At 56.2% G+C, this 19,745-nt stretch carries 18 protein-coding genes; 7 read left to right on the forward strand and 11 right to left on the reverse strand.

The genetic code is table 11. From position 1 onward, the window contains the following. Nucleotides 1–11 precede the first annotated feature (11 nt). Both GOX66_RS12575 and puuE read right to left on the reverse strand, forming a co-directional pair. The gene (locus GOX66_RS12575) at nucleotides 12–497 is read right to left on the reverse strand and encodes an ureidoglycolate lyase (protein WP_170763085.1); all 486 of its coding nucleotides are present in this window, start codon (nucleotides 495–497) and stop codon (nucleotides 12–14) included. After that, complete coding sequence (puuE, locus tag GOX66_RS12580; protein WP_170763086.1) at nucleotides 494–1,906, reverse strand: allantoinase PuuE; 1,413 nt, start codon at nucleotides 1,904–1,906, stop codon at nucleotides 494–496. Before puuE ends, GOX66_RS12575 begins: the two co-directional genes overlap by 4 nt. Before the next feature lie 146 nt (nucleotides 1,907–2,052). Between puuE and uraH the strand changes: the two genes are divergently transcribed. Continuing rightward, the gene (uraH, locus tag GOX66_RS12585) at nucleotides 2,053–2,406 is read left to right on the forward strand and encodes a hydroxyisourate hydrolase (protein WP_170763087.1); all 354 of its coding nucleotides are present in this window, start codon (nucleotides 2,053–2,055) and stop codon (nucleotides 2,404–2,406) included. Between the two features lie 5 nt (nucleotides 2,407–2,411). Here the strand turns inward: uraH and GOX66_RS12590 are convergent, their stop codons facing one another. Then, the gene (locus GOX66_RS12590) at nucleotides 2,412–3,332 is read right to left on the reverse strand and encodes a LysR family transcriptional regulator (RefSeq protein WP_170763088.1); all 921 of its coding nucleotides are present in this window, start codon (nucleotides 3,330–3,332) and stop codon (nucleotides 2,412–2,414) included. Between the two features lie 101 nt (nucleotides 3,333–3,433). On the opposite strand from GOX66_RS12590, the gene GOX66_RS12595 reads away from it, so the two are divergent. Further along, nucleotides 3,434–4,666 (forward strand): urate hydroxylase PuuD, encoded by a 1,233-nt coding sequence (locus GOX66_RS12595; protein ID WP_170763089.1) that lies wholly within the window; start codon nucleotides 3,434–3,436, stop codon nucleotides 4,664–4,666. Between the two features lie 66 nt (nucleotides 4,667–4,732). On the opposite strand, the gene GOX66_RS12600 is transcribed toward GOX66_RS12595, so the two are convergent. Next, nucleotides 4,733–5,635 (reverse strand): LysR family transcriptional regulator, encoded by a 903-nt coding sequence (locus tag GOX66_RS12600; RefSeq protein ID WP_170763090.1) that lies wholly within the window; start codon nucleotides 5,633–5,635, stop codon nucleotides 4,733–4,735. A 155-nt stretch (nucleotides 5,636–5,790) separates the two neighbouring features. On the opposite strand from GOX66_RS12600, the gene xdhA reads away from it, so the two are divergent. From xdhA to guaD, 5 genes are all read left to right on the forward strand, one after another. Beyond that, nucleotides 5,791–7,254, forward strand: a complete 1,464-nt coding sequence (gene xdhA / locus GOX66_RS12605; RefSeq protein WP_170763091.1) for a xanthine dehydrogenase small subunit — start codon at nucleotides 5,791–5,793, stop codon at nucleotides 7,252–7,254. Nucleotides 7,255–7,269: 15 nt separating this feature from the next. Then, nucleotides 7,270–9,588: a xanthine dehydrogenase molybdopterin binding subunit gene (gene xdhB / locus GOX66_RS12610; RefSeq protein WP_170763092.1), complete on the forward strand. Its 2,319-nt coding sequence runs from the start codon at nucleotides 7,270–7,272 to the stop codon at nucleotides 9,586–9,588. A 3-nt stretch (nucleotides 9,589–9,591) separates the two neighbouring features. Then, complete coding sequence (gene xdhC / locus GOX66_RS12615) at nucleotides 9,592–10,473, forward strand: xanthine dehydrogenase accessory protein XdhC (RefSeq protein ID WP_170763093.1); 882 nt, start codon at nucleotides 9,592–9,594, stop codon at nucleotides 10,471–10,473. 43 nt (nucleotides 10,474–10,516) lie between these two features. Then, the gene (locus GOX66_RS12620; RefSeq protein ID WP_170763094.1) at nucleotides 10,517–12,118 is read left to right on the forward strand and encodes a xanthine/uracil/vitamin C permease; all 1,602 of its coding nucleotides are present in this window, start codon (nucleotides 10,517–10,519) and stop codon (nucleotides 12,116–12,118) included. Nucleotides 12,119–12,181: 63 nt separating this feature from the next. Further along, nucleotides 12,182–13,519: a guanine deaminase gene (guaD, locus tag GOX66_RS12625; RefSeq protein ID WP_170763095.1), complete on the forward strand. Its 1,338-nt coding sequence runs from the start codon at nucleotides 12,182–12,184 to the stop codon at nucleotides 13,517–13,519. A 167-nt stretch (nucleotides 13,520–13,686) separates the two neighbouring features. Here guaD and GOX66_RS12630 read toward each other — a convergent pair whose 3' ends face one another. The 7 genes from GOX66_RS12630 to GOX66_RS12660 all read right to left on the reverse strand — a co-directional run bounded on the left by GOX66_RS12630 (nucleotide 13,687) and on the right by GOX66_RS12660 (nucleotide 18,938). Continuing rightward, nucleotides 13,687–14,742 (reverse strand): ferredoxin--NADP reductase, encoded by a 1,056-nt coding sequence (locus GOX66_RS12630; RefSeq protein WP_170763096.1) that lies wholly within the window; start codon nucleotides 14,740–14,742, stop codon nucleotides 13,687–13,689. Nucleotides 14,743–14,901: 159 nt separating this feature from the next. After that, the gene (locus GOX66_RS12635; protein WP_170763097.1) at nucleotides 14,902–15,387 is read right to left on the reverse strand and encodes a hypothetical protein; all 486 of its coding nucleotides are present in this window, start codon (nucleotides 15,385–15,387) and stop codon (nucleotides 14,902–14,904) included. A 261-nt stretch (nucleotides 15,388–15,648) separates the two neighbouring features. Beyond that, nucleotides 15,649–16,815, reverse strand: coding sequence for an aromatic ring-hydroxylating oxygenase subunit alpha (locus GOX66_RS12640; protein WP_170763098.1), 1,167 nt, complete (start codon nucleotides 16,813–16,815; stop codon nucleotides 15,649–15,651). A gap of 11 nt (nucleotides 16,816–16,826) precedes the next feature. Further along, entirely contained in the window at nucleotides 16,827–17,090 is a 264-nt protein-coding gene (locus tag GOX66_RS12645) for a hypothetical protein (protein WP_170763099.1), read from the reverse strand. Next, the gene (locus tag GOX66_RS12650; protein WP_170763100.1) at nucleotides 17,087–17,677 is read right to left on the reverse strand and encodes a TetR/AcrR family transcriptional regulator; all 591 of its coding nucleotides are present in this window, start codon (nucleotides 17,675–17,677) and stop codon (nucleotides 17,087–17,089) included. Before GOX66_RS12650 ends, GOX66_RS12645 begins: the two co-directional genes overlap by 4 nt. Nucleotides 17,678–18,408: 731 nt before the next feature. Further along, nucleotides 18,409–18,708 (reverse strand): CcdB family protein, encoded by a 300-nt coding sequence (locus tag GOX66_RS12655; protein ID WP_170763101.1) that lies wholly within the window; start codon nucleotides 18,706–18,708, stop codon nucleotides 18,409–18,411. Next, nucleotides 18,708–18,938 carry a type II toxin-antitoxin system CcdA family antitoxin gene (locus GOX66_RS12660; protein WP_170763102.1) on the reverse strand — a complete coding sequence of 77 codons (231 nt, stop codon included), beginning with the start codon at nucleotides 18,936–18,938 and terminating at the stop codon, nucleotides 18,708–18,710. Before GOX66_RS12660 ends, GOX66_RS12655 begins: the two co-directional genes overlap by 1 nt. Nucleotides 18,939–19,745 lie beyond the last annotated feature (807 nt).

A 19,745-nucleotide genomic window follows, 5' to 3' on the forward strand; every position in this document is an offset into this window, starting at 1 on the left:
GTTGACGTTCCTCATTCCGTGATTGTGAAGGCCTCCTCGAACCAATGCTCCTCGAGGTTAGGCCCGGTTCCAATACGATCTACCACCGCGAAAAGTCCGGGTGCATGAAGCGGGGTCAACACCCCATGCCAGATGTTACGGTGGTAATTCACGCCCTGCCCGGGCGCTGTTTTGAATGCGATGGGCTGTCCCGGTATCCCGCCTTCGTCAGGGACCACAACCACAACAAAGGGTTTGTCCGACAAGGGCAGAAATGCCTGACTGCCATCCGGGTGACGCTCAACCATTTCGAGTTTGATCGGCAGACTGAACACCTCGGACTGAAACACGCTGATCCCCGCACGCCCGTCGTGGAAATCCAGCGCAGCGCGGTCGTGATACCGTGCGCACTTACCCTGATTGATGTATTTGTCCACTTCGCCTGACACTTCGATGACATCGCCAAACGGCACAAATGCTTCCGAAGTCAAAGGCCGGAGTTTCAACGGAATCGTCATGTCTCGAACTTCTCAATCAGACGCAACTCGGCGATCCGTTCAACCTGACGGCAGGCCTCGGCAAATTCGGTGTCGCGGTCGCTGTCAATGCGGCGATGAAAAGCGTCCAGAATGCTGGCTTTCGTGTTGTCCTTAACCGCAATGATAAAGGGAAAGCCAAATTTGGTCGTGTAGGCCTCGTTCAACGCCGTGAAATTCGCGCGTTCTTCGTCGGTCAGCATATCCAGACCGGCCCCGGCCTGTTCAGCGGTGCTTTCCTTAGTCAGACGACCGGCCGCAGCAAGCTTGCCCGCCAGATCCGGGTGCGCGGTCAGTACACCAAGTCGTTGCTCGGCAGTGGCCGAGCGGAACACCCGCGCCAGCGCGTTGTGAACACCGGCTGCATTGTCATGCGTCGGTCCCCGCTCCAGATCATAGGCACCTTCGGCAATCCACGGGCTGTGTTCGAACACACCACCGAATTCCGCGACAAAGGTAGGCTGGTCCATATCGGACGGGGTTAGGCGTTGCATCGGTGGGTGCTCCTTTGCCCAGTGATCAGCGATCTGGTCGCGGGTGGCAAACCAGACATCGTCGTGTTTCTTGAAGTGCTCCAACGCACGTTTCAGCGCCATCGCGCGACCCGGGCGGCCAATCAAACGGCAATGCAATCCAATCGAAAGCATCTTCGGCGCGCCTGCCTCGCCTTCGGCGTAGAGCATGTCAAAGCTGTCCTTCAGATAAGTTTCGAACTGTTCTCCGTTGGTGTAACCCGCCTGGATCGCAAAGCGCATGTCGTTACAATCCAGCGTATAGGGCATGATCAGCTGATCCTTGCCCCCCGCCTTGGTCCAATAAGGCAAATCGTCGGCGTAACTGTCCGCGATGTAGGCAAAATCGCCTTCTTCGGCGGCCAGATCTACGGTGTTCATCGAGCAACGGCCCGTATACCAGCCACGCGGAGATTGGCCAACCACTTCGGTATGCAGGCGGATCGCTTCACGGATCTGTGCGCGTTCTTCTTCGGCGTCCATGTCTTTGTGTTCGACCCATTTCAGACCATGGCTGGCAATCTCCCAACCTGCGTGCTTCATTGCCGCAACCTGTGCCGGTGCACGCGCCAACGCCGTAGCGACGCCGTAAACGGTAATGGGCAGGTCCTGCAAAAGCTGGTGAACCCGCCAGAACCCGGCGCGGCTGCCGTATTCGTAGATCGACTCCATATTCCAGTGCCTCTGCCCGGGCCATGGGGCAGCACCTGTGATCTCGGACAGAAACGCCTCAGAAGCGGCATCGCCGTGCAGAACGTTGTTTTCGCCGCCTTCTTCATAGTTCAGCACAATCTGAACCGCGATCTTGGCGCCATTTGGCCAGTTTGCCTTAGGCACTTGCCCGCCGTAGCCGGTCATATCTCGTGGATATCGCGTCACATCAATTTCCTTCTTCTTGAAATGATGAATACCCCATATAATCGGCGATGTTTTTCAAAAAATACAACAAAGAGTTTCGGACACTCTGCCTTTGCCTCTTGGGAAGTAATCGGATTACTAACTTCATAACTTGAGGAGAGGCGCAAATGACCGGTTACCTTACAACACATGTCCTGGATACAGCGCGGGGATGCCCTGCCGAAGGCTTGAAAATCGAGCTGTTTCGGATCGAAGGCCCAGATCGTACGTTGCTGAAAACTCTGGTCACCAATGACGATGGCCGGACCGACGAACAGATTCTGCCCGAAGCCGATTTTTCAAAAGGCGAATACGAGTTGATCTTCTACGCCGGAGAATACCTCGATGCCTCTGGCACCCCGCCCGAGAACCCGCGGTTTCTGAACGTGATCCCGATCCGTTTTGGGATGTCCGAGCACTCGCATTACCACGTGCCGCTGCTTCTTTCGCCCTTCGGTTACTCGACCTATCGCGGCAGTTGAACGGCCTACCGGGACGTATTTGTCGCTGCAATCGACGATCCAATACGCTCGATTATGAACTCCATGAAGAGACGCGTTTTGGGGTCCTGCATGCGCCGGTGCGTAAACAGACACGCCATTTGTATCGGTTCCGGCGGTGTTTTTTCTGCTACCGCAATCAAAGTGCCAGCCTTCAGGTGCTGAGCAACTTCAAATATTGGCTTCATTGCGATTCCGTGGCCAGCAAGCGCCCAGTCCGTCAAGACGTCGCCGTCGTCTGACTCGTATCGCCCCGAGACGCGGAACCGTTTCGGTCCAGTTTCGGTTCTCAAGAGCCATTGAAATTCAGTTGCACCTGGAAAGCGCAAATTGAGGCACTCGTGCGCATCGGCGATGATATCATCGCCACTTTCAGGCATCCCATTTTTTTTGACGTATTTCGGGGATGCACAAAGGACCCTTTCAACATCAGCAATCTTGCGAATGCGTAAATTGCTGTCTTCGGGCTGACCCAAAAAAAACGCCAGATCCAGGCCTTCCGTCGTCAGGTCCACCTTTCGGTCGGTCAGCCGCAATCTAACATTCACTTCAGGGTACTCAGAAAGAAACTTTGGCACCTGAGGCGCTATCAAACGCCGGCCAACGCCCAATGGCGCCGCAACATACAACGAACCTTTCAGGTTCTCTGTAATGTTGACGATTTGGGCCTCGGCGCTTTCGACCGCCTCAAGAATCTCTGTCGCCCCTCGGTAGAATGATTTTCCTTGCTCTGTTGGCGTAAGGCTGCGCGTAGTGCGCTGAAACAATCGCACACCAAGATGCTCTTCCAATTGTGATATTCGCGCCGAAGTAACTGCCGGTGAAACCCGCAAATCACGGCCTGCAGCGGACATACTGCCCAGTTCGTAGACACGGACAAAGGTTCTGATGTTATCAAGGTAAGACATTTTTTTGCATTTTTTGATACTGCTTGGTCTTTGCCAGCAATACCAGAATAAAGCATCCTCGCATAGAGTGCCTTGAACTATAGAATCTTAGGAGCAAAGCCATGTATGACCTGGCCGTTATTTGGGAGTGGATCGCCTTTTCCGTCCGCTGGCTGCATGTGATCACCGCAATGGCGTGGATTGGGGCGTCATTCTACTTTATCGCGCTCGACCTCATGTTAAAGCCGAACCCTGCCCTGCCCGATGGGGCCTACGGCGAAGAATGGGAAGTGCATGGAGGCGGTTTCTATCACACCGTCAAATACCTGGTGGCGCCCGCACGGATGCCTGAACACCTGACCTGGCACAAATGGCAGAGCTATACGACGTGGCTCTCGGGTGCTGCCTTGCTCATGATCATCTATTGGGTCGGCGGCGAGTTGTTCCTGCTTGATCCAACCAAGGTGGACCTGTCGCTGTGGCAAGGGATCCTGATCTCTGGCGGATCGCTGACCATTGGGTGGCTGCTATACGACCAGATGTGTAAATCCAAACTCAGCGACCACCCGACGGTACTGATGCTGTTGCTGTTCGTGATCCTTGTGATCATGTCCTGGGGCTACAACCAGGTTTTCACAGGTCGCGCCGCGCTTTTACATCTTGGTGCTTTCACCGCGACGATCATGACTGCCAACGTGTTCTTTCAGATCATGCCGAACCAGCGGATCGTGGTGGAAGACCTCAAGGCAGGTCGTACGCCGGACGCAAAATACGGAAAGATCGCCAAGGTCCGTTCGACACACAATAACTATCTGACTTTGCCGGTCGTGTTCCTCATGCTGTCGAACCATTACCCACTGGCTTTTGGCACCGAATACTCCTGGATCATCGCCAGCCTGATCTTCCTGACAGGCGTAACCATCCGTCACTACTTCAACACGATGCACGCAACCGGAAAGGGCCCGCACTGGACCTGGGCTGTCACGGTCCTGCTCATGGTGGTAATCGCCTGGCTTTCATCGGTCAGAAACGGTGAGACGTGGGAAGACGCAGAAGCACAAGAGCTGACGCCATACGAGCAGAAATATGCGTCAGCCGCCGGTTTCGAGGAAGCTTACGACACTGTCCTTGGCAACTGTTCGATGTGCCATGCGCGCGAGCCGGTTTACGGCACCATGAAATGGGCTCCTAAGAAGGTTTACCTTGAAACACCCGGTGATGTGGCCCGCCAAGCCGACCAGATCTACCTGCAGGCCGGAATCAGCCATGCAATGCCGCCGCCATCGGCGGTTCAAATGGATGAAGAAGCGCGCCAGACAATCATCGCGTGGGTGCGTGAGGTCAGGGATCAATAGGCGCCCGCCAACAAAACAGTGACGCGTAAACTGGGCTACACGCCCAGTTTTTCCTGTCTATTAGCACTAAGCAAAAAACCGTTTGCTGTGCCGAGCAATATGCTCGACGAACAGGCGAACCTTTGGATCCTGAAGCTTTTTGTGCGGGTATAAACAACCGAAGATCGTTGGCAATGGTGGCGTCTCGGGCAGGACCTCGACCAGCCGACCATCCTCAAGAAACTCCCGCACATCAAAGCGCGGCTTGTTGACGATCCCGCGACCTGCCAGGGCCCAATCTGTCAACACGTCACCGTCATCCGCATCGTATTTGCCCCGGACTTCGAGCTTCCGCGGTCCCATGTCGGTGAGAAGTGTCCAGAAGTATTCAGGTGATCTGGGATAGCGTAGCAAGAGACAGTTGTGCGGGGTATGCAACAAGTCATCCGGGTTAGTGGGCACACCAAATTTCGACAAGTATTCCGGCGATGCACATAGTACGCGATCACAATCCGCGAATTTCCGCAGTTTCATGGTGGAATCACCCGGCTCTCCGACAAAGAAAGCGATGTCCAGGCCATCGGCCAGGATGTCCACTTTGCGGTCGGACAGACGCATGCGAATCTCTGTTTCCGGGTAGCGATCTGAAAACTCCGGCACCAGTGGGGCAACGATTCTCCGCCCAACACCCAGCGGCGCAGTGATGCGGATGGCTCCTCGGGGAGCATCCGAAAAGCTGGCGACACGCGCCTCAGCATGATCGAGCGCCAGCAGAACGGCTTTCGCCTCGTCATAAAAAACCGTTCCCACTTCCGTCGGTGTCATCGACCGCGTTGTTCTGTTGAACAGCCGCACGCCCAAATGGTTTTCCAGCTCTTTCAACCGTTTGCTGGCCACTGCCGGTGTCAACCGCAGATCCCGCCCTCCGGACGTGATGCTGCCCAGCTCCATCACTCTGACAAAGACCCGCAAGCTTTCGATGTATGACATTCGATCCTCCCAGTACGGAAAGACTGCGTTATGGCGTTTTATTTTTCAACGATCTGTTGAAAGTATTTGCCGATTCTGACAATTTTCTGACCCAATCGTTGCTTCTATGGTCCTCCAGATCACCCGCCGAAAGGCCGGGGCAAAGGGAGAATACCATGACGCATCGCACCGACATCCGATTTGTCCTTAATGGCAGGGATGTGTCCGTTCCAGACGTAGCAGCAGACCAGACGCTTCTGGACTTTCTGCGACTGGACCGCCGACTGACAGGGACCAAGGAAGGCTGCGCCGAGGGTGACTGTGGCGCATGCACTGTGCTTGTCGGGCGGCTTGGCGGTGCTGGTCTGATTTACGTTCCGGTGAATGCGTGTATCCGGTTCCTCGCCTCCGTCGACGGCTGTCATGTCGTGACGGTTGAACACCTGTCCGGCCCCGACGGCCGACTGCACCCGGTTCAGCAGGCGATGATCGATCATCACGGCAGCCAGTGCGGATTCTGCACGCCGGGCTTCGTTATGGCGCTTTATGCGCTATGGATGCAAACGCCTGAGCCGACTGAGGCGCAGGTCGAAACCGCGTTGCAAGGCAACCTGTGCCGCTGCACCGGGTATGAACCGATCATCCGTGCTGCGGTTGCAGTCAGCCGCTATGGCACCCCGGCATCGGACCACCTGAACACCGAACGCGAAACCATGACCGCCCGACTGGCCGCCCTCAGGGACGGACGGCGCATCGTGACCGGGCCCGAAGACAACCTGAGCATTATCCCGTCCAGCGTTGATGATCTGGCCGAGTGTCTGCAGACCTATCCCAAGGCCACAATCGTAGCGGGGGCCACGGATGTTGGACTGTGGGTCACCAAATTCCTGCGAAACATCGGGCCTGCTATCTTCACGGGTCATCTCGAAGACCTGAAAACAATCGAAAGACAGGGTTCCCTCCTCCTGATCGGTGCTGGCGCCAGCTACACCGATTGCCAGGAACTTCTGTCTGAACACCTGCCACACCTGTCCTCCTACTGGGATCGCATCGCAGGGTGGCAGGTGCGGAATATGGGAACCGTCGGCGGGAATATCGCCAACGGCTCCCCTATCGGGGATACGCCGCCGGTTCTTATCGCGCTCGGTGCGGAAATCACGCTGCGCCGCGGGTCAGAGATCCGGACGCTGCCTCTCGAGGAGTTCTTCATCGACTACGGCAAGCAGGATCGCCAACCCGACGAATTTGTCGAAAGCATCCGCGTGCCTCTGCCCGAGGCAAACGATTTGGACGCGGCCTACAAGATATCCAAGCGTCGGGACGAGGACATTTCCTCGGTCGCTGCCGGCATCCACCTGACGGTTACGGACGGTGTCATCACCAATGCGCGCATCGCGTTCGGCGGCATGGCCGCCACTCCCAAACGAGCTTCTGCTGCCGAAGCGGCACTAAATGGACAGGCCTGGACGCACGAAACCTTTGAAGCAGCCGCTTTGGCTCTGGCGGAGGATTTCTCTCCTCTGACGGATTGGCGTGCCTCGTCCGACTACCGGATGTTAACCGCCCAAAACCTGCTGCGTCGGTTCTTCCTCGAAAACGACGCCCAAACCGACAATCCCGTTCAACTGGCGTGTGCCTAAACAGGAGACGACACCATGAAAGACAACGTTTCCATCACTGGGGCGGCCCACACCAACGTTAACCATGACAGTGCAATCAAGCATGTCACCGGACGGGCCGATTACACCGACGACATCGCCCAGCCCGAAGGCACGCTGCACGCTTATCTCGGCGTATCCAACGTTGCACACGCCAAGCTTTTGGGCATCGACTTCACCGAAGTACTGGCCACTCCCGGAGTCGTGGGTGTCCTGACCGCTGACGACGTGCCAGGCACCAATGATATCAGCCCGACACATCTGAACGACGAACCCGTTTTCCCGACCGATGCCGTTCAGTTTCACGGTCAGCCGTTGTTTGCCGTTGTTGCGGAAACCCGTGACATTGCGCGCCGCGCCGCCGAGCTGGCGAAAATCGACTACGAAACCCTGCCTCACGCGCTGGACCCGATTGCCGCGCAGGAAGCCGGATACCCGCATGTCACAGCCCCGCTAAAGCTGGAACGCGGCGACGTCGCCCCGGCGCAGGCATCTGCGCCCAACCGGATCAAGGGCCGCATGAATGTTGGTGGTCAGGACCACATGTACCTCGAAGGTCATATCGCATTTGCCATTCCGGGCGAAGACGATGATGTGATCGTGCATTGCTCTACCCAGCACCCGTCCGAGGCGCAGCATATGGTGGCGCATGTTCTCGGGGTACCGTCCAACGCCGTTGTGGTCAACGTGCGCCGCATGGGTGGTGGGTTTGGCGGCAAGGAAAGCCAGATGAACCTGTTCTGCGCTGTTGCTGCCGTGGCAGCCAAAAAGTGGAACCGCGCCGTGAAAATCCGCCCCGACCGGGATCAGGACATGACGGCGACCGGCAAACGCCATGACTTCGTGATCGACTACGATGTTGCCTTTGACGACGCGGGCCGCATTCAGGCGGTCGAGGGCAGCTTTGCCGCGCGCTGCGGGTTCTCGGCGGATCTTTCGGGACCTGTCACCGACCGGGCGCTTTTTCACGCCGACAACGCCTATTTCTATCCGAACGTCCGGTTGAACAGCCATCCGATGAAAACCAACACCGTGTCGAACACCGCGTTTCGCGGGTTTGGCGGGCCGCAGGGTGTGATCGCCGCTGAACGGATGATCGAAGAAATTGCCTATGCAACGGGGCAAGACCCTCTGGATGTGCGCAAGGCGAATTTCTACGGTACCGATGACCGCAACGTGACCCCGTATCACCAGGTGGTCGAAGACAGCATCCTCGATCGGTTGATCGGAGAACTGGAAGAGACATCCGAGTATCGCCAGCGTCGTCAGGACATCATCGAATTCAACAAGACATCGCCAATCCTGAAAAAGGGGATCGCACTCACGCCGGTCAAATTTGGCATTTCCTTCACGGCGACCTGGTACAATCAGGCGGGTGCGCTAGTGCATGTCTACAATGACGGCTCTATCCATCTGAACCACGGCGGCACCGAAATGGGGCAAGGCCTCAATACCAAAGTTGCGCAGGTCGTGGCCGAGGCCTTTCAGGTTGATTTCAGCCGGATCAAGATCACCAAAACGACCACCGAAAAAGTTCCCAATACTTCAGCCACTGCGGCCTCCAGCGGGACCGATCTGAATGGCATGGCCGCGTTGAACGCGGTCGAGCAGATCAAAGCACGTCTGGTGAAATTCGCCGCCGAGACCTGGAATGTCGCCCCCGAAGAAGTGGCTTTCCACGCCAATCAAGTGTATATCGGCGAAGAGGTTTTGCCTTTTGATGCGTTCATCAAGCAAGCTTATTTGGCACGCGTACAGTTGTCTGCGGCCGGCTTCTACAAGACCCCAAAAATCCACTGGGACCGCGCCAAAGGTCAGGGGCGTCCGTTCTACTACTACTCTTACGGCGCATCGTGTTCGGAGGTGACGATTGACACCCTGACAGGTGAATACCGGGTAGAGCGTACTGATCTTTTGCACGACGTTGGCCGCTCGCTGAACCCTGTACTCGATAAGGGGCAGGTCGAAGGTGCATTTATTCAGGGCATGGGATGGCTGACCACCGAAGAGCTTTGGTGGGACGATGCTGGCCGTCTGCGCACCCATGCGCCGTCGACTTACAAAATCCCGCTCGCGTCGGATCGCCCGCGCATCTTCAATGTGAACCTTGCCGATTGGTCGGAAAACCGTGAGTTGACCATCAAGCGGTCCAAGGCTGTCGGCGAACCGCCGTTCATGCTGGGCATATCGGTGCTTGAGGCCCTGTCGATGGCCGTGGCCTCTGTCGCCGATTACCGCGAATGCCCGCGCCTTGACGCTCCGGCCACCCCCGAGCGCGTCCTGATGGCTGTTACGCGGCTGCAGGAAGGTTCCTGAGCCATGGCACAGGTCCCGGGTTCTCTGAGCGAATTTCTGTCCGCACAGCGTTGCGTGATCCGCGTTGCGCTTACGCGCGTACGCGGGTCCTCGCCGCGCAATGAGGGAACAGAGATGTTCGTGGCGCCCGGCGCGCTGTGGGGAACCATCGGCGGTGGGCAATTGGAGTATATTGCCATCAACGCCGCCCGGGACATGTTGCGCGATGGCGCGCTGCATCAGGATCTGGACGTGCCGCTTGGCCCCGAAATCGGGCAGTGCTGCGGCGGCCGGGTCGAATTGAACCTGACCCGTATGCGCGCGTCGGACAAATGGGCCGCAACAGAACGCGCGGCCCTGCGCGAAGAAGCCTTGCCACATGTCTATGTCATGGGCGCGGGCCACGTCGGTCGGGCGCTGGCCAATCAGCTTCAGCATCTGCCGGTGCGCTGCATCCTCGTCGATACCCGGCCCGAGGAAATCGAGCTCTGCACTGCAAATGTCGATACCCGGGTGAGCGCAATCCCCGAGGCCGAAATCTGGAGCGCGCCTGCGGGCAGCGCCTTTATTGTTCTGACCCATGATCATGGGCTGGATTTCCTGCTGACGTCCGCTGCACTTGAACGTCAGGACGCCGCTTATGTGGGGATGATCGGATCTGCCACTAAGCGGGTAAAGCTCAGGAACTGGGCGCACAAAAACTGTGACGGACAGTCTATCGAACAATTGAATTGCCCCATTGGGGCAAGCGGTAGCCGCGACAAGCGGCCCAGCGTCATCGCCGCCTTTGTGGTGGCCGAGGTGATGGCTGACTTGACCTCTGAAACTGCCGCAACCGCCCTGACCGGGGCAAACCAGGCGCCCCTGTTGGGCAACCAAACCGACCGGAAAGGGAGATTGGCCTGACATCTGTTGGGCATTTCCGGTCATATCAGAGGAGGAGACCGTCATGGACGGGAGGACCTACGAATACAAGCTGTTTACCCGCAGCGATTTCAGCGCTTTCTGGGCGCTGTTTACTGACAACCTCGTGAATCTGCTGATCCTTTCCGGGGTCTGCCAGTTCGTGTTTCAGATGCCCGCCGGAATCGTTTTTGGCCGCATCGTTCCCGGCGCCGCCGTCGCGATTTTGGCAGGTGTTGCTGTCTATACATACCTCGCCAGATATGCAGCAAACAAGCAGGGCAAAGATGTAACCGCCTTGCCCTACGGCATCTCTACGCCGGTTATGTTCGTCTACCTGTTCGGCGTGATCGGCCCCATCTATTGGGCGACCGATGATCCAATGCTCGCATGGCAGGTTGGCATCGGCGCCGGGTTCATGGGCGGCATCGTGGCGGCCTTGGGCGCCATTGTAGGGCCTTACCTCAAGCGGATCACACCACGAGCCGGGATGTTGGGCACGCTTTGCGGTATTGCCTTGGTCTTTATCGGTTCCGTGCCACTGGCCGAAGTTTTCGAAAACCCAATCATCGGCTTTACGTCGCTGCTGTTTATCCTCTGGGGTCTGATCGGTCGTTTCCGTCTACCGGGCAATGTACCCGCCGGACTGGTCGCGATTGCTGCCGGTACGGTAATCGCCATTCTCCTGGGAGAATCCAAGATCGACGTAAGTGGCATCGGATTTTACCCGCCGATCCCCTACTTCGGTGACCTCATCGCCGGTGTGCAGTACCTGTTCGCAAACCCCGAATTGTTCCTCGTGTTGATCCCGGTACAGATCTACAACTTCATCGAAACGATGAACAATGTGGAGTCAGCCGAGGCCGCAGGCGACCACTACCCGGTTGGTCTGTGCCAGGTGACAGATGGCGCAGGGACGATGCTGGGCGCGCTGTTTGGCTCGCCGTTCCCGACGACCGTTTATATCGGTCACCCGGCCTATAAGCGGCTTGATGCCCACGCAGGGTACATCGTCGGCGTGGCTGTCGTGATTGCAGCCGCTGCCTTCCTCGGCTTCCTGTCCTTCCTTGCAGGCCTGATCCCGATTGCCGCCGCAGCACCCGTACTGGTCTTTGTCTCGGTGAGCCTGATCACCAATACGGCCTGGGCTGTGAAGCCGATGCACATGGCAGCTGTTTCCTTCGCGATCCTGCCCCACATCTCAGCTTTCCTGATGGTCAAATGGGGATCACTGATGAATGCTCTGCGCAGCACTGGTGTCGAAGGTTTGCCCTCTCTCGGTGATGAAGGTCTGACCGCGGCCCTTCTGATGGAAGGCGCCCATTACGAGGGGCACCTTGCCCTTAGCCAGGGTGCGATCATCACGGGTCTGATTTGGGGTGCCATCGTGGCCGATGTGATTGATGGCCGCTTCCGGATGGCAGGGTTGTTTGCTGCCGCAGGCGGGCTGATGTCGTCCGTCGGGATCATTCATTCCTACACGCTGCAGATGCCCCAGTTCGACGGAATCACTGTCGGCTACCTGATCATCGGCGCGTTCCTCTACCTATATCCGGTGGTCGCACCGAAAGAGGACCTGGAACACCGGGTCATCGTTCCCGATGAGCCTGATCTCATCGACGACGACTCGCCTGCACAACAGGCCTGATCCAAAGCGGGGCAGTCGTGTGACTGCCCCTACCCTTTCCTTTCCGTATGAACGAGACCTTTCATGACACAGAGATTGCTCCGCGGTCGTCTGCTGACCTTTCATCGCGAACCGCAAAACGGAGAAGATTCCGGCGCATACACATATCTCGAAGACGGCGCCCTTCTGATCCAAGACGGGATTATCCAGGATACCGGCCCCTTCGCCGAGATCAGCGCGAAAGCCGGAGATGTTCCGGTGACTGACCATCGCCCACACCTGATGATGGCCGGTTTTATCGACACACACATCCACTTTCCGCAGGTGCAGGTGATCGCCTCATGGGGCGCGCAGCTTTTGGACTGGCTAAACAACTACACCTTTCCGGAAGAAACCCGTTTCGCTTCGGACGAGCACAGCGCGAACATGGCGAGTGCGTTCTTCGATCAGCTCATCACCCACGGCACGACGACCGCAGTTGCCTATTGCTCGGTTCATAAAACATCGGCTGACGCTTTCTTTACCGAAGCGACCAGACGAAACATGCGCATGCTCGGCGGCAAGGTCCTGATGGACCGCAATGCGCCCGAGGGTCTGCGGGACACGCCGCAAACCGGATATGATGACACCAAGGCTTTGATCACAGACTGGCATGGCAAAGGCCGGAACGGCTATGTCATTACACCTCGTTTTGCGATCACGTCCACGCCGGAACAAATGGCGATGGCACAAGCCCTCGCGCAGGAACATCCGGACTGCCACATCCAGACTCATCTGTCGGAGAACAAGGATGAGATCGCCTACACCGCGCAACTTTATCCGCAAGCGCGTGACTATCTGGACGTCTATCAGTCTTATGGTTTGCTCGGTCAAAAAACACTGCTGGGTCACTCCATTCACCTGGAGGCGCGCGAGATCGACGCCCTTGCAGAAACCGGAGCGCATCCCGTGTTCTGTCCAACTTCGAACCTGTTCCTTGGCAGCGGCCTCTTTGACCATGGCGGTCTGAGCGCGCGCGGCATCGCTAACGGGATCGCTACTGATGTTGGCGCAGGCACCAGCTATTCGATGCTTCAGACCCTCAACGAAGGATACAAAATCCTGCAACTGCAAGGGCTGGCGCTGCATCCTCTGCAAGCCTTCCACTGGGCAACACGCGGCAATGCCTGTGTTCTCGGCCTGGAAGATAAAATCGGAAACCTGGATCCCGGAAGCGAAGCAGACATCGTCGTTTTGAACGCGCGCAGCACTCCTGCCATGGCCCTTCGCATGGATCGCGTTGGAAGTCTTGCCGAAGAGTTATTTGTTTTGCAGATGATGGGGGATGACCGCGCCGTCGAGGAAGTCTACGTTTCAGGCGCGCCAAGCAAGCTTGCTTCTGTTCAGAATGTCGTGGCCAATCCTGAACTTAGCCCCGCCTAACAGAATTGTTGGCTCGGTATTGGCGGTGGGCGTTCGAACGCCTACCGCCTTGGGTTGTGTCACAGATTTTTGGAAGTTGTGGGAAGGTACTTCGCTTCGACGCACCTACCCTACGAGTTCGACATAAAGCCAAAAACCCGCCGCATGAGGGCTTACGCCCAGGCATTCTACGGAAGCTCAATCGCAATGGTGTCGGTTTCAGCCACACTTTGGCACGTTAAAATACCTCCGGCTGCAACTTCCTGATCATCCAGTGCCATTTGGGCGCGCATATGAACCCGACCTTTTTTGAGGTTCGCCTTGCAGCTTCCGCAAACACCCGATTGGCAGCTAAAATTCGGCATCAGACCAGCGGCAAGCATTGCCTCCAGAATGGTCTGTCCGCTGGCAACGGAGACGGTATGAGCGGCGCCGTTCAAAGTGATAAAAGCCGTCGCCGCGATGCCTTCGACACTGGTATCAATAGTGGCCGCGCCGCCGAAACTTTCCAAGTGGATGCGGTTATCGGGAACGTCCAGTCCCAGCAAAGCTGATCGCGTCGATTTGTTCATCTCGCCCGGGCCGCAAATCCAGTATTGCACGTCCTGCGCAACGGGTGGGGTTTCCGTTATCGCTGCTGCGATGGTTTCCGCATCCACGCGTCCGTTGCGCCAGGGTGAAGACCAGGTCCACACGGAAGGCGACGACAAGACATGCCGCAATGTGAACCGCCCGGGATGGGCAGCGGAAAGCGCGCCCAGTTCTTCACGGAAAATGATGCTCTTGGCGTTCTTATTGCCATAGATCAGATGCGCGACTGAATGCGGCTCGGATAAAAGGACAGCGTTGATCATCGAGAAAAGGGGTGTGATGCCGCTGCCCGCGCCAAAAAAATAGTGGGTGCGCCGTTTCATATTACCCGGCTTCAGGGCAAACCGACCCAAGGGCAGCTGCGCTTCGATAGTATCCCCAACAGCAAGTCGGTCCGCAACATAATTTGAAATGACACCTCCAGTGACCCGTTTCACCGTTATCCGCAGCGGTGCGCCCGGCGGGTTTGAAATCGTGTAGCATCGGCGATGCTCCTGCCCGTCGACCACAAATCGCAGGGGTAGATGCTGCCCGGCCTGCCACTGGAAGTGCGTCTCTAGCCCGGCGGGAATCGCAAAGGTGAGACTTGTGGCGTCGCCGCCGATTTCTTCGCGACGCTCGGCAACGGTCAGATTGTGAAACTCGGTATTCATGTCAGTTTTCCGCGGTAAATGATGCAAGCAATACCCAAAGGGCAGCCAGTGCCGGAAGGATTAGACCCCACAGCGCGGTTCCCACACCGTTCATTCCAAGCCAGACGAAGCTGCCCCAAAAAGTAAGCATTAGTCATTAGAAACGACGGCATAACTGTCCTACCGGTAGTCATAAACGGTCGACAGAGAGCGGATTACCGGCCGCCCAAGAAGCTTTGTGATTTCAAACCGGTCGGTCTGCGCCATACGACCCTTTTGATCCGCCCATTCGTAGTCGACACTGGTTTTCGCAGTGATTAATGTCTTGCCGTTTTCGGTTTTCACCGTGATTTTGGGCTCGGACCGTGAGAGCTCTTTGTAACCAATCATGGCTTCCTTCACCTGCGAGTCATCCATCCAGTTGGGTTGGTTTTCCCAGTCGGCCAGGCGATAGGTTAAATCCCAGTCCGGCTGACCCATGCCAATCTGCATTTTGATGGTGTGCACTGCGTCGGGGTGCCAGCTTTTCCAGGTGGCGGCCAGTTCCTGTTCCGAGTTGGCCGCAAGCACACGATTGACCAGATCTTCGGGGTTGTCGGTCGGGGCGGCAATGGCAAGGCCAGCAGCAAGAACCACGCCGATGGCTGTAGCGATTATGCGCGTCATGTGGCGATCTCCATTATGTCTATGCGCCCCGTAATTCGGGTTGGCGAGGCACGAATTGCAGAGTCATCGGCAGCACCAAGGCACTTTTCACAAAGCCGCGTCTGTAGACGACGATCGAAGACACGCTTCCCGCCGTGACGTCCAGCGATTGGGTCGAGTATCAAAGATAGGACATCTCCATCGCCAGCAGCGCGGTGAACAAACCACCCAATGTCAGCTGTTCGTCTGCAATCAATTCAGCGTGGCGTTCGGCGACGCTGGTCAATTTTCGGCTGTCTCTTGTGCTGTCATGAAGTCAAGCACCGCCTGCTGATGGCGGGTGACCGGGCTTTCGCCATTTGCCGGCGGACCGACCTCAAAGTAGGGGCTGGTCAGGGATTTCTGCTGCTGTTCACAGGCGTAGATATCTTCGGTTGTAAAATCGCCCGACGCCATCGGGTCGTTTTCATTCATCGCATCTTTGCCTTCGTATTTCGCGCCGCCGAAACCTTTCCAGAAGCCCCAACTACTCCATTCCTGCTTTTGGAATTCCCATTGCGACGCGTTGGCCAGCTTGGTTCGGTTTTCGATACGCGTCAGGTCCGGGGCAAGCGGTGTAATGATGAAAAGGTTCCAACTGTCTTCGCCTGCTCCGATCCCGATCCCGGGAAACAGCATCGGCACCCATGCCCCGACATGCGGTTCCGGAATCACGCGCGGCGTAGGCAGGTTCTTTTCCAGGTTTTCGCTGTATTCCGCCGAAGGCGGCTCCCAAAAGTGGTAGTGCGGCCCCTTCCAGCCATATTCCGCCTTGCCATGATCATACATATACAGCGTTTTCGAATGCAGGTGGCTCAGGTGATAGACGTCGATGTAATTCTCGACCACAATTTTCCAGTTGGCCTTGATTTCATAGGCATTCCGCGCTTCGGGATATTCCACAAGCTCTTCAGCTTTGTGCGGACCCAGATGGGGGTCGACGTCGCCAAACCAAGCCGCCAAAGAGGGTGCGTCCGGATCGGGATGGACGAACAGCATTCCTCGCCAGACATCCACACTGGCAGGTTTCAGACCAAAACACTTTTTATCAACCCCGTTAGGGTACTCGGTTGACTCATCCGGTACTGAGATCAGGTTGCCTTCAAGGTCATAGGTCCAGTCGTGATACGGGCAGGTCAGTGCTTTCTGCGTTTTGCCTACAGCGCGGATCAACTGCGTACCGCGGTGACGGCAAATATTGTGAAACGCGCGCAATCGATGGTCACGTCCCATCACGATAAAGATGTTGTTTAGCCCGGCCTGTACCGAAACGTAATGCCCCGGCTCGGGCACATCCTCGGCCAAACCGGCAAATCGCCACGTCTGCGAGAAGATCAGGCGCTGCTCACGATCAAACCAACCCTGCGATGTATACGCTTCGACAGGCAAGTTATGATACATACGGGTCATTTATTGTCTCCTCAGACAAGCCAGGCGGCGTAGCCGGGGAGCAGGCTGGCTACGATCATCATGCAGCCGAACGTGGCCCACAAACCAACAACCAACCAAAACAGGATCGGATCTTCGTCGCGGCTGACTTCAAAGACCAAATAAGCTTTGCCCGCCATGACGGACGGGACCACCCACCACAGGAACATCAGCCCCCAGATCCAATAGATGCCGAGTATGGCGGCTAGCACGAGCAGCGGAAACGCTATGTGGTTGATTATACGGGCGTGAGTCATTCTGTTCGTTCCAATGTTTTGGTCAGCAGCGTGGCTGCCAATTTCAATTCACTGCGCCAAATGGCGGGCGGTTTGAGAGGTGACACTGATTCAAGCGTTTGGAAGGCTGCAGATATGCCTTGTGTGACGGCACGAACGCGACCAGCATCCGCTTCCGGAGCGATCCGCCGCAATGTGCGTTCCATGACACTGAGGAATTGTGAAAGACTGTCCAAAAGTTGTTGCGACAACTCAGTGTGGTCTCCGGCCGAAGCGGTCAGAGCCTGCCAAGCCAACATCAGCCGCGGATCGATGGTCTTATCCTCTGCAAACAGGATTTCGATCAGCTGAGCGCTGGTTTCAATTTGTGTCAGCGCCATATCAAATTCCGTGGTCAGCGCGTTGAAAGATTCCGCAACATGCGCATTCAACTCCGCGATCATCTGATCCCGGTTGCCCAGATAATGGCGCAATAGCGGGCGTTTGATGCCAGCCTCGGCCGCTATGCGCTCCTGCGTAGCGCCCTCAAGACCAAATCGGGCCACGCAAGTCATATAGGCGTCCAGAATTTCTTTGGAACGCTGGGTTTTCAGACTTGGACGCGGCATGGAGACTCCATTTATTGTCACAAATGACAAATAATAAAACGCCATAAATTGTCAAGACTGACAATTTTAATGTAGCGAGCTCAAAATTGATTGAAGGACGTTTCCGCAAGCACCGGTAGTTTTCGGCTGATTCCGGGTCGGCCCAGACGCGGAGATCACTGGTTAGAAAAAAGACGCAGCAGAGGACTCGGAAGAAGTCTCCTCAAGCAGTGACGCAACGCCTGATTCAAGTCGATCCCGGCTTAACCTCAAAAAGATGCCTCTTGTCAGCAGTCGCGGACCGAACCCGCTGATGCAGGCCGCGAAATGCGCACCAAACCGGTTCGCCCACGACCGGATTACCTCAAGACTAACAACGCGGTCGCACTGTGGAATCAGATCCTCGACATCCGCGGTGGTGATCGCGACCCGGAGAGAGATCCATACGGCATAAGCGACAACTTCGTGGGGAGTCGAAAACCATTCAGGCGCGGCATTGAGGTTAGAATAAACTGGCCAGAGCGCTACGCGAGATCGAGGGGCAATATGGCAAAGCTACCTCGACCGTCGCGGAAACTGCATTTCACAATGGCGCTTTGTACGCCCCCTACATTGGGGCGTTTCGCGACAATAAGCTAAGTGCGCACAGCGGACGCTCGAACCTGAAGCCTCGAATGACTGCTCTGCGAATTTTACCACGATAAGTAAGGCACCCGGTCAACGAGACCTACAGGATGCAACACCCGTTCTGGTCAAAACCCCTGCATGAGCATATCGATGGCAACTGTGATCTGGTCAAACTCGTCACTCAAATTGCAGATCTGAGACTTGAGAATTCCAACGGGAACTGCCGCCAGAAACTGGGTTACCATTACGACGCGCTCACCATTGACTTCGAAAACAGGGTTGAGACGCGCGGCTGGTATTGGAGCCGTTGAATTCGGCAAAAGTGGCACGACGATACGTGTGTTCAAATCACTCAGCAAATCAGTTTGAACGTCCAGAAGAAACCCATCGCCGGATGGGTTAGGAAATACATCATATTTCGGCATCAGAATTGACGGAAGCCTTCAAGGGGAAGCCCGTGCCTTTCAACATATGCGTTGGAACTTTTCAGAGCAGCGGCATTTTCGGTTTTCCATTGCTCAGCTTTGGCTTTGGCGACGGCCACACGAACACCCTCTTCTGCCGCTCGGGACAGGTTCACCTTTAATGCTTTAGCCTCGGACAACAACACACTGTCGAGCGACAAATTAGTAGGTTTTCGGGAATGGGCATTCATTTGGCAGAACTCCATATGCGTCAATACTATCAACATGTCTTATGTGCGTCAAATATGCGCATATTGTACTCGAGCATTCTCAAAAAACGGGGTTGTCAGTTTGCCCGACGTTCGGTTGCTCGTGCTTAGAACTGGAAATAGGTGGTATCGATGAATTCATCGTCCATCAGCTACAAGCGTCACCGTGAACAACTCCGAACATGCTGACTGCCGAAGCCATAGCGCCGTTCAGTCCGAGGCCACAGGTCACGGCCATCCGAACCACCACAATGGACGGCGCCTGAGATCTCTGGTCGACGGCGACCAAAGCACATTGCCACGAAAACGGTCGGTTAGTTTTTGGTGCCTCTGAGACGTGCCAATTCATTTGGTGACTCTACGAGGCGCTGATCAGACAGTTTGAGGTAGGATAGAAGGAAACCTTTCAGACGCCAGTCAGTTTTAAAGTCAAAAACTGCTTAGTTGCTGCATTCTGCATCCGGCCAAGTGTAGAAAAAACTTGCCTTCATCAAAGCAGTTAAAAATCGTCTCGAGCGATCCAACCTCAGTCCACACTAAGTTCGGCAGGCAACGATAGTGTCCGGCGTTGGAAATTGAATCGAGATTTTGGTCACAAGCAGGCCAGAGACGGGCCAGGCTTAAACTGTCGTTTCAGTGAAGAACTGCTCAGTGGCGAAACGTTTACACCCTGCGATGAGCTCAAATTCTGATCGAACATTGGAGGAGGTACTACAACATCAAAAGGATGTGTCGCAAACTTCTTGCGAGTGAAAAAGTTGCCACTCACAAGGCACACTTATCCTACGA

Source organism: Ruegeria lacuscaerulensis (assembly GCF_013031245.1).
In the GTDB taxonomy this organism is placed as follows: domain Bacteria; phylum Pseudomonadota; class Alphaproteobacteria; order Rhodobacterales; family Rhodobacteraceae; genus Ruegeria; species Ruegeria lacuscaerulensis_C.